Origin of the sequence: Methylobacterium sp. GC_Met_2, assembly GCF_026540795.1 — a bacterium.
Classification (GTDB): Bacteria; Pseudomonadota; Alphaproteobacteria; order Rhizobiales; family Beijerinckiaceae; genus Methylobacterium.
The window spans coordinates 81,071-91,104 of record NZ_JALNUM010000010.1 but is presented as its reverse complement, the minus strand read 5'-3'; the positions used below and the strand labels follow the sequence as shown (position 1 = coordinate 91,104).

The following is a 10,034-nucleotide window of genomic DNA, read 5'->3' as shown; positions in this document are numbered from 1 at the left end:
ATTCCTTCGCGGCGCCCGTGATCCGGTCCGTGTCGACCATGTCGTTCTCCTGTCTCCTGGTGTGTTTCCGCAGCAGAGCAGTGGGCTGTCATGACCCGCAGCGCTGCCGGCTTTCCGTCGACTTCGGGTTCCGCCGTTGGGACTACCCCTCGGCATCAGTCCGAAGATCCCCGGTCAACTTACTGATGGCCCGTCGCATCGAGCCGTTGGAGAGCCTTTCGGGCCCGAATTCTTCCGCTCGAGCCTTCGGCATTCCGTTTTCGATGCGCCTGGGTTGTCCCGAAGATGTGTCCTACGCTTAACCGATCAATAGTTCATCTATACCGGTACGGTAGTTAAGTTTGCTCATTATTCGTGAGCGGAAACCCGTTATCGCGACCCCATATGATCGCTTCGCTGCGCTTGTGAATACCGAGCTTGCGGTAGAGCGCTGCCCCGTGATTCCGCACGGTGTTGCGCGAGAGGCTGAGCTTGCGTGCAATCAAGTCGTCGCTCAGGCCGGAGCAGATCAGGTTGAGGATCTGCCGCTCGCGCACCGTCAGACTCGGCATCGATCCGTCCGCGTTCTCGCGACCCGGGTGACGAAGGTTGGCCAGCTTGTCGATCAATCCGCGGCTGAACCACGACGTATCGGCCATCACGGCTTCGATTGCGTCGAACAACTCGCGCTCGGTGTGCTTGCGATCGGTGATGTCCTGCAGCACCATCAGGATGAAATCCCCATCGTCGATGGTGACCCGCTCGGCCGAGACCAGACAATCGAGGTTGGTCCCGCTCTCGTGGCGCAGACACACTTCGACGCCGAACACGAAGCCGCTTTCGGCCATCGCCGCATCGAAGCGCAGGCGCTGAGCGTCCTTTATCCAAAGGCCCGCTTCATCGAGGCTGCGCCCGACGATTCGATCCTCGCCGAAACCGAACACACGCCCGAAGGCGTCGTTGATGCCCGTGACGTAGCCATCCTGAGAGCGCGCCAGTACGGTCGGCACCGGCGTCATTCGGAACGCCGTGGCGAAGCGCGCCTCGCTCTGGCGCAGGGCGGTCTCGGCCTTCCGGCGCAGTTCGAGGTCGGCGAAGGTGAACAGCATGCAGCGCTCGTCGCCGAGTTCGATCTGCTGGCCCGCCACGATCACGAACCGCGAGCCGCCATCGGGCAGGTCGAGGCACGCCTCCATCTGCGGGATCGTCCCGCCCTCGTGCAGCCGGGAGATCGCCAATTCGCGGTTGCGGGCATTGGCCAGGACATCGACTTCGTAGACGCTGCGGCCGATCACGGCATCGCGTGTGAAGCCGGTCATCTCAAGAAAGCCGGTGTTGACCTTGACGTGGCGCAGGTCGGACAGCCGCGTGATGATGGCGGGCGCCGGGTTGGCGTTGAAGGTCGCCTCGAAGCGCTCCTCGGCCTCGAACTGATCGGAAACGTCCTTCAGGATGAAAGCGAGGCAACTCGGTTTGCCCTCGCGGTCGGTGGCGACCAAGCTGCGCAGGCAGTGGACGAAGTCCAGCTCCGGCTTGTCGGCCCGCTTCACCTCGACGACGACATCGTGGAAGGTCTCGCCGGCCACGACGCGCTCGATCGGGTAGTGGTTGGGCGTATTGTTGTTGCGGTAGCGCAGCGAAAACCGATCGCGGTAGGCGTCCACCGTCTGGCCGAGCTCGTCGAGGCTCTGAACGCCGTGCATCGCCAGGGCAGCCTCGTTGGCATACGCGATGGTCTGATCGGGCTCGACCAGGATCACGCCCTCGCTCAAGCCGGCGATGATCTGTCGGAGCTCATGCCTGTCCACGCCCACCGTCACGGCCGATCCGGCTCCCTCTGATCCGCGCCGCCTATCCAGCGCAACGGCTCAAACGGGTTGCGCGCAAGCGGGTTCCAGTGAAGGCGAACTTTTCACTGGTATACCTGCATCATTGACGTCATCGAGATCGACCAGAGATAAGTTCTGGCCGTTGCGAAAGCGCGATAAGCCGAGCAGCGTCGATTACCATTCATCGCAACCGGTGATCCCGACGTGCAACCCGCCGATGAACTGCGCGACGCGGCCGACGCTGCCGGGCACCATCACGCTTTTGTCCCTGGAGATCTCGGGGAACGGTTACGCGAATACTATCCAGAAGTTGCTGCAGTTGATCCAGCTTCGCCTCTCGGTGCGGTGCTCGGACGGCTCTCTGTGGCGTTGGATACGGCCGACCTGCGCCGCCAGGTCCCGAACGCCTTCAAGGATGACCTGATCGGCCTCGTTCCACGGCTGCGCCGCTACGCGCTGTCCCTGACCTTCGACGGCAACGAGGCCGACGATCTCGTGCAGTTGACCCTTCTGAAGGCCTGGGAGCACCGCGGACGATTCGAGCCCGGGACGAGCCTGGTGGCGTGGCTGTTCACGATCCTGCGCAACGGCTTCATCAACGGACGGCGCAAGCGCAGTCGCGAAGTGCCGGACCCCGACGGCGCGCACGCGGCCAACCTTTCTGAACCGCCCCGGCAGGATCACACGCTCCGCCTGCGCGATCTTCAGGCGGCGATCGGCCGGCTCGAACCCGCCCACCGGGAAGCGCTGATGCTGGTCGCCGTCGACGGTCTGCCCTACGAAGCTGCCGCGAGCGTGATCGGCTGTCCGTCCGGCACCGTGAAAAGCCGCGTCAGCAGAGCCCGCGAACGCCTGACTCGGGAACTCGGCGCATGACGTCCGTTTCTTCGTCGATGCCCCTCCAGGGGGCACCCATCGTTTCAGCGCTGTCTGCCCGCGGCACGTGGAGTGATCCGAGAGCTGAGCGAGCGAGTTCGCCCTCACTCGGCCCGGCTTCTGCGTGGAGTCTCGGACCCCACAGGCTGCATGCAGCTCGACGGGGGGAGCCACCGTCAGGCGATGGGCGACCAGATCCGGCACCGCCGCCGCGCGAGCGTCCCCTCGGCGCGGACGAGCCCTCAGAACCCATCGATAACCCGCTCGACGGCGAGCGGCCCGGCCCCGGGCCGGACGTGCCACCGGGCGACCCTGCCGGCCCGGATCTGCAGGATTGACGGTCGCCTACGCATCAGCGTGTCGACCCCTCGGGACACGAGTGTGACCCCAAGCCTTTTCGAACGCGTGAGTGCCCGTTCCAGTAGCGTCGCTGGTTCCACGCTGGGCCCGGGCGGCTTTACCCCGTGAGATCAAGTCGGTGTGCAGCGTCTGCGCGGGAAGGCCATCGTCGTAGGATACCCGCCGGACGCGTCCAGCTGCTTTCTCAGAGCCCGAGGGTAATGAAGGCGATCACAAAAGCGTCGGCGTTTATGAGGATCTGAATAGGCGTAGAGCGGTGTCCTCGATGCTTATCTCAGGCAAGCAGATGATACAGGATCGTCAGAACCAACCCGGCTGCGTTGACAACGCTGAGAGCCACAAAAGCACCGGCCATGGTGCGCTGCAAGGTTGGCTTGTTGCACAAGAACCTCTCAGCGACCAGTGCAATGACGAGCACTGGAAGGCTCGATATCAAGAGTAGAATTTTCAGAAAAACACTCAACACTTGAAGCGTTAACGATGACGTACAAATACGAACGCCGGGAACGTCATGGGTCCCTCGACTGCTCGCGATTGGTGAATGGCGCCTATGTTCCGGCGTGAAAGGAGAGGCCATCGTCATCTCGGCTGACTTCGCGCGGACGTTATGCAACCGAAGATAGCTATTGACTGTAAATACAACCTTGCGGCGATCCGCACCTGTGCTCGATTGAGGGTTAAACTTCGCGGCGTAGAAAGCTCGGTTTCAGCAGACACAGATACCTCCTGCGTCCGAACGAGCGAGGCGGTGGCGATCTGGCTCTCGACGGAGACGCAGCTGCTGCGGCCTGATGCGGTTCCCGGCCCATGGCGCAGCCGACCACGAAGGCGCCGAGGGCGCCTGTCCCGAGAAACATCAAGATCCCGCCGGAATCGGCCGCGAGCATTCGCGAGGCGGCCTACTGGTGGGTCCGCGTTGACTGGCGTGGAACAGGTCGCGGGTCACGACCGACATCATATCGATCCGCGCCTGCGGATCCGGTCAGACATTCCGGCGGTGGTGCGCTCACGCTGCGCTCAGCATGCTGGGCTCGCCAGTAGCGTCGGAAGCGCTTCGCCAATGACCAGGGCGGTCCCGCCAGAAAAGCGGGACGATGCCCCGCTTCCTGTAAAGCTTCTATCAAAATTCCGGAGACATGCGCCGGTGGCGCTCCCAAGGGAAGCGCAATAATACTGATCAGAACAAGCACTTAGTTCAAGGTTTGGGCGAAAACACACTCATTGAGTCGCAAGGGCTTTCAGCGCCTTGCCCCAACCCTTGCCGTGGTCGCGCCAACGAAAACGCCGTCGCGGGGGTGAAGGCTCGCGACGGCGCTAAGATTGGTGGTCCTGATCAAAGAACCGATTGCAGGGATAGGGCGGATCGCCCGGTTCTGGCAAGCGCCCTCACGGCCGTCCTCGACCCTCGCGGCATGGTGCTGGCGGTCGTCAGCAGCCGCGTCGAGGCGCGGGCCTACCTGCGGGGAGGCCGCGCATGACGCGCCGCGACCTCGCCCCGATCATCGCCCGCGTGCTGGTCGAGAACCCGCCGGAGGCGATGAGCACCAACGGCACGGTGCTGTGGATCTTCCAGACATGGCCTGACTGTTCCGGAGAGGAAGCCCTACGCGCCATCGAGATCGCTGACGAGCTGATCGCGATCGACTGCATGGCGCGGGAGGTCTGACCGGTGGCGGCCGTGACTCTCCTTCAGAAGTGGCAGCTGCTCCAGGCGATCCTCGCGGACGCGGATCTGCCGGCGACAGCGAAAGTCGTGGCGGCTCGAATGCTTGACTATCTGCACACGCAGACCGGCCGTTGCTGTCCATCCTATCAGTCCCTGGCTGATGGAACCGGGCTGAAGCGGCGCGCCATCATCTATGCCGTTCAGGCCTTGAGGAGGGCAGATGGATCAAGGTTGACCGGGTGAAGGGTGGAGCCGCCTCAGGGCCAAGTCGGTACGCCACAAACGAAGTCCGGTTCGAGTTCGCGCGGGCAGAGCCAGAACCTTCGACGGTGCACGGCGATGCACCCTTAAGAGTGCACGACGATGCACCGTTGACAGTGCACGGTGATGCACCGTCGCAAGAGGGTAACAGTGCACAGCCGTGCACGGGGGGGGTGCACGGTGGTGCACCGTCAACGGTGCACGGTGGTGCACCCGAATCCGGGATTACCGGGAAACAAGACCGGGAAGAGTCTCCCCCAACCCCCTCAGCCTTCGACGAGTGGTGGGAGACGTACCCGCGGCGCGATGGAAAGATCGCCGCCCGGAAGGCCTTCGATCGAGCGCTGAAGAATCGGGCTGCGACGGTTGACGAGCTGATCGTCGGAGCCCGCCGCTACGCCGAATCCCGGGCCGGCCAGGATCCGAAGTTCACGAAGGTCCCGACCACCTGGCTGAACGGCGGCCATTGGGCCGACGAACCCGCGCCCCGCCACACGATCACAGTTGCGAACGGCCGACAGTCGTTCAGCGCCCTCGACGCTCTCCGGAGGAATCTCTGCGATGACGAATGAGATCACCACCGCCCGAGCACGTTCGCTCAGCCGCAACAGTGCGCTGCCCAACTTGGACCGCCAGCTCAGTGTCGAGGTCCTTCTCGCGAGATTGGGCCAAGTAAACATGATCAGCTTCACGACTTCGATCCCAGATGCAAGCTTTCTGGCGCGAAATTCACGAGAGCTACAGCGAGTTCGCGAGCAGGTTGATGCGGGACCCGATGCAAATTTGCTGATGAATTTGGTCGAGAACGCTACCGACGCGCTTCAAACGGATCCAGACCCGAAAGTAACCGCGGTAGCGGTCGCCCTTTTGTTTGATAGCCGGGCCAGGCAGCCGGCGAACCCAATCACTTATCTCAGTATCTTATGCAGTGATCTTGTGAGGCTGGGATTCCAGCCTGCGGTAGTTGCTGCGGCATGTCAGAGACTTCGAGAGACAACAGCCTTCATTCCAGAAATCTGCGAAGTCATCGAGGCTTGCCGCAAGGTTCAACTACAGTACCGGGCCACCGCACGAATGGCGGCACTGGTGCTGCAAACTCGAAAGGAGGCAGCGGCGGCGATCCGGGAAGTCGAGAGCTTGCCGCCGCCGGCTCCTAAGCAGCGCGATTGCGGCGGCTGGTGATCGAAACAAACAATTGGCGAGAGGAACTGCCATGACAGATCCAGTGGATATGGGCTGCAAGGGCTTCAACGTGGTGACGCTCGCCGATGTTGCGGGCAATCGGCACGTCGTGATCATCTTCGAACGCGCGGACGGCGAGCCATCGCTGTTGCTATCGCTCGACGCGGACACAGCGATCGCCGCGGCTGGTGACCTGATCAACTCGGCCATGACGGCGCGGGGCATGGAGCCGCCCGCGACCGCTCAGTGAGCCGTCCGGCGGGAGACGACAATGACGACCGATCAGCCCCTCGCCGACGACCTGCTTGAAGGGACCGACGCCATCGCCCGGTTCCTCTACGGCCCAGGCGGCAGCAAGCGCAAAGCACAAAGGGCGATCCATGCGGGACATATCCCGTTCTTTCGGATCGGCGGGCGGATCTGCGCCAGGAAGAGCGCGATAATGCGGTGGATAACCACACAGGAAACGTCGAGTATTACCGCACAGTACCGCTGAGTACCGAAAAATACCGAACTTTTCCTTTGACATGATCCAGAACGGTCCGGCAGTCCTGCACCTCTAGGATCGCCCGATGCCCGAACGGCCAAAGCCACATCCCTCGAAAGACGGCATGGTCCGCGGCGTCGCCTTCCTGGCGCTCACCGCGAGCGGCGGGCGTGGCATCGACGCGATCGACCGCGAGGCGTTGTTCGGCATGGCGATCGGGATTTTGCCCGGCCTGACGGAGGAACAGTTCGAGCATGGGCTCGCGCTGGCGCGCATGGCAGCGCCTGAGCTGCTGCCGCTCCTGCGGGAGGGCGTGCGCTGATGTGGCCCTTCATCGCCCGCGAAGAGCAGGCCGCCCCCGCGATCCTCGATGACGAAACCAAGGCAGCGCCGCCCGCGGTCGAGCGCGCCACGCTGTCGAGCCCCGACGACGAGCTCTACCTGCTGCTGACGGGCGGATACGGGGCCGGCACCGCGTCGGGCGAGAGCGTCGGGCCCAACTCGGCGTTGCGGGTCCCGGCGGTACTGGCCGCGGTGCGGGTGATCGCCAACACGGTCGCCAGCCTCGATGTCAGGGTGATGCGCCTCGAAGCCGATGGCGTGGCGCTGGAGGACTTCGAGCATCCGGCCAACGCGATCCTCGCCCGGCCGGCCCCGTGGTCGGGCCGGTTCACGTATTTCCAGACGCTCACCTTCGACGCGCTGAAGCACGGCGTCGGCTACGCCCTGGCGAACCGGGTTCGCGGCGAGGTGCGCGAGCTGATCCGGGTCCGGCCCGGGTCGCTGGCCTGCGACCTGAATCTCGACACGGGCGAGCCGTCCTACCGCTACGGCGATCGGGTCTACCCCTGGCAGGACGTGGTGCACGTCCAGCCGATCCCGTCCGACAACGGCGAGTTGACCAGCATCGTCAACCTTGCCCGGGAGGGCATCGGGTTCGCGGGCGTCCTGCAGAAGCACGGCGCCCGCCTGTTCGCCAACGGGGCCAAGCCCGGCGGCATCCTCAGCGTGAAGCCATCGCCCGGCGAGAAGACGGTCTCGCCGACCGTGCTCAAGCGGGTGGCCGAGGTCTGGAGCAAGACCTTCGGCGGCGGCGGGGCGGGCAAGACCGCCGCGTTGCCGGCCGACGTGTCCTACGAGTCGCTGGCGATGAACAGCGTGGATGCGCAGTACCTTGACCTGTGGAAGCTCGCCATCCTTGAGATTGCGAGAGCATTCGGTGTGCCGCCGCAGTTCCTCCAGGATCTGGAGCGGACGACGCACAGCAACGCCGAAGAGCTTGGACTCCAGTTCGTGCAGTTTTGCATCGCGCCGTTCTGCGGGCTGTTCACCGAAGCGCATGAGCGGGTGCTGTTCACCGACGATGAGCGGAGTACATACTTCATTGAGTTCGACTACTCGGATCTGCTGCGACCGAACACGCAGGCGCTGTTCGACGCCATGCAGAAGGGTGTCGTCGGTGGCGTGCTGACCCCGAACAACGCCCGGCGGCGGATCGGCGAGCAGCCGGTGAAGGGTGGCGACACGCTGCTCGTGCCGCTGAACACCCGTCCGGTGGATCAGCCCCAACCCGTTGCGCAACCGGCCACGCCGCCCGCGCCAACCCCGGAGCCGGTGCCATGAGCGAGAACAAGGCCGGCGCCGTCCTGCCGATCGAGGCGAAGGCGGTCGGGGATGCCGGCGAGTTCGAGGGCTACGCCTCCACCTATGGCGTGGACCAGGGCCGCGACCGCGTGGTGCCCGGCGCCTTCGCCGAGAGCCTGCGCATCCGCGGCGCCGCCCGGGTGAAGATGCTGCGGGACCACGATCCTCGGCAGCTCATCGGCGTCTGGACCGCGGCGGCGGAAGATGGCCGCGGGCTTCACGTGAAAGGCCGCGTGATCCTCGAGACCCAGGCAGGCCGCGAGGCGCACGCGCTGATGAAGGCCGGCGCGCTCGATTCCCTGTCCATTGGCTACCGGACCGTTCGGCACCGGATGGACCGGAAGAGCGGCGAGCGCCTGCTGGAGGCGGTCGACCTCCGCGAGATCAGCCTCACCGGCTTCCCGATGAACGAGGCCGCCACGGTCTCGCACGTGAAGCACACCCTCAACGACCCCGCACAGGCGCGTCGCCTCGTGCAGGCCCTCGACCGCGCCACAGCGGCACTCGGAAGGAACTGATCATGGACACGCGAGGCGCTTTCGATCCCGACCTGATCGGGCTGGAGTTCAAGGACGAGACCGGCGGCGCTGGCGGCGAGGGCGGTGGCGAGGGTGAGCCCGATGTCGGCGCCGCCGTCGCCCGGCTCCAGGCCGGCTTCGATACAAAGATGGCCGAGATGGGCCGGGACCTGAAGGCGGCGAACGATCGAGCCGACGCGCTGGAGGTTCGCATGAACCGGCCCGGCGGCCAGGGTGCGCCCGGTGCCGCTCCGCAGCTCACTGGAGAGCAGAAGGCGTTCTTCGGCCTGATCCGAAGCGGCAGGGACGCGCTGACCGCGGAGGAGTTGAAGATGCTCCGGATCGCGGATGGTCCGTCCGGCGGCTACCTCGCCCCGCCCGAGTTCACCACCGAGATGATCCGCAACCTCGTGCAGATGAGCCCGGTCCGCGCCGCGGCCCGCGTCGGCAGCATGTCGGCGGCAAGCCTCTACATCCCGCGCCGGACGCAAAACGTCACCGCCCGGTGGGTCGGCGAGATCGAGACCCGCTCGCCGACGCAACCGCAGTTCGGCCAGATCGAGGTGGTGGCCCATGAGGCCGCGGCCTACGTCGACGTGAGCAACGCCCTGCTGGAGGACGCCGCAATCGACATCGGCGCCGAGCTCGCCTTCGACTTCGGCGAGGAGTTCGGCCGCCTGGAGGGCCAGAGCTTCATCCTCGGCAACGGCGTGAAGAAGCCGCTCGGCCTGCTGGCCGACAACACGGTGCCGGTGGTCTCGGTCTCAGCCGCTGCGATCCTAGCGGCTCCGCCCGCGAAGGGCACGCAGGCACCGTTCGCCGATGCCCTGGTGGCCTTCATGTACTCGCTCCCGATCTTCTACCGGTCGCGGGCGGCGTGGATGATGAACGGCCCGACCATCGGCCTCATCCGCGGTATCCGCGACAGCACCGGCCGCTTCCTCTGGCAGGAGTCCCTTGCCTCCGGCGAGCCGCCGACGTTGCTCGGCCGGCCGGTGATCGAGGCGCCCGACATGCCCGATGTGGCCGCCGGGAACATCCCGATCCTCTTCGGCGACTTCCAGCGCGGATACCGGATCTACGACCGGGTTGGCGTCAGCTTCCTCCGCGATCCGTACACGCTCGCCACCGTGGGCCAGACCCGCTTCCACGCTCGGATGCGCGTCGGTGCGGCGCCTGTGCAGACCGAAGCCTATCGCGGCCTCAGCGTCACCGCCTGATCCCGGTCGGCG

At 65.1% G+C, this 10,034-nt stretch carries 11 protein-coding genes; 9 read left to right on the top strand and 2 right to left on the bottom strand.

Annotated elements, in window-relative coordinates; all coding sequences use genetic code 11:
• Positions 1-335: 335 nt before the first annotated feature.
• Entirely contained in the window at positions 336-1,799 is a 1,464-nt protein-coding gene (locus tag OXS49_RS06330; protein WP_267422845.1) for a PAS domain S-box protein, read from the bottom strand.
• 372 nt (positions 1,800-2,171) lie between these two features.
• Here OXS49_RS06330 and OXS49_RS06325 point away from each other — a divergent pair, with 372 nt between their 5' ends.
• A complete protein-coding gene (locus OXS49_RS06325) occupies positions 2,172-2,684 on the top strand; it encodes a sigma-70 family RNA polymerase sigma factor (protein WP_267422844.1) in 513 nt (170 codons plus the stop codon).
• 1,834 nt (positions 2,685-4,518) lie between these two features.
• Positions 4,519-4,710 carry a hypothetical protein gene (locus tag OXS49_RS06320; RefSeq protein WP_267422843.1) on the top strand — a complete coding sequence of 64 codons (192 nt, stop codon included), beginning with the start codon at positions 4,519-4,521 and terminating at the stop codon, positions 4,708-4,710.
• A 527-nt stretch (positions 4,711-5,237) separates the two neighbouring features.
• Here the strand turns inward: OXS49_RS06320 and OXS49_RS06315 are convergent.
• Positions 5,238-5,663: a hypothetical protein gene (locus tag OXS49_RS06315; protein ID WP_267422842.1), complete on the bottom strand. Its 426-nt coding sequence runs from the start codon at positions 5,661-5,663 to the stop codon at positions 5,238-5,240.
• On the opposite strand from OXS49_RS06315, the gene OXS49_RS06310 reads away from it, so the two are divergent.
• From OXS49_RS06310 to OXS49_RS06280, 7 genes are all read left to right on the top strand, one after another.
• A complete protein-coding gene (locus OXS49_RS06310) occupies positions 5,650-6,153 on the top strand; it encodes a hypothetical protein (protein WP_267422841.1) in 504 nt (167 codons plus the stop codon). The genes OXS49_RS06315 and OXS49_RS06310 overlap by 14 nt on opposite strands.
• 31 nt (positions 6,154-6,184) lie before the next feature.
• Positions 6,185-6,403 (top strand): hypothetical protein, encoded by a 219-nt coding sequence (locus tag OXS49_RS06305; RefSeq protein ID WP_267422840.1) that lies wholly within the window; start codon positions 6,185-6,187, stop codon positions 6,401-6,403.
• Positions 6,404-6,424: 21 nt separating this feature from the next.
• Entirely contained in the window at positions 6,425-6,649 is a 225-nt protein-coding gene (locus OXS49_RS06300; protein ID WP_267422839.1) for a helix-turn-helix domain-containing protein, read from the top strand.
• A gap of 76 nt (positions 6,650-6,725) precedes the next feature.
• The gene (locus tag OXS49_RS06295; RefSeq protein ID WP_244004981.1) at positions 6,726-6,962 is read left to right on the top strand and encodes a hypothetical protein; all 237 of its coding nucleotides are present in this window, start codon (positions 6,726-6,728) and stop codon (positions 6,960-6,962) included.
• Positions 6,962-8,263, top strand: coding sequence for a phage portal protein (locus OXS49_RS06290; protein WP_267422836.1), 1,302 nt, complete (start codon positions 6,962-6,964; stop codon positions 8,261-8,263). Before OXS49_RS06295 ends, OXS49_RS06290 begins: the two co-directional genes overlap by 1 nt.
• A complete protein-coding gene (locus tag OXS49_RS06285) occupies positions 8,260-8,802 on the top strand; it encodes an HK97 family phage prohead protease (RefSeq protein WP_267422834.1) in 543 nt (180 codons plus the stop codon). The genes OXS49_RS06290 and OXS49_RS06285 overlap by 4 nt, the downstream gene beginning before the upstream one ends.
• A gap of 2 nt (positions 8,803-8,804) precedes the next feature.
• Positions 8,805-10,022: a phage major capsid protein gene (locus OXS49_RS06280; RefSeq protein ID WP_267422832.1), complete on the top strand. Its 1,218-nt coding sequence runs from the start codon at positions 8,805-8,807 to the stop codon at positions 10,020-10,022.
• Positions 10,023-10,034: the final 12 nt, after the last annotated feature.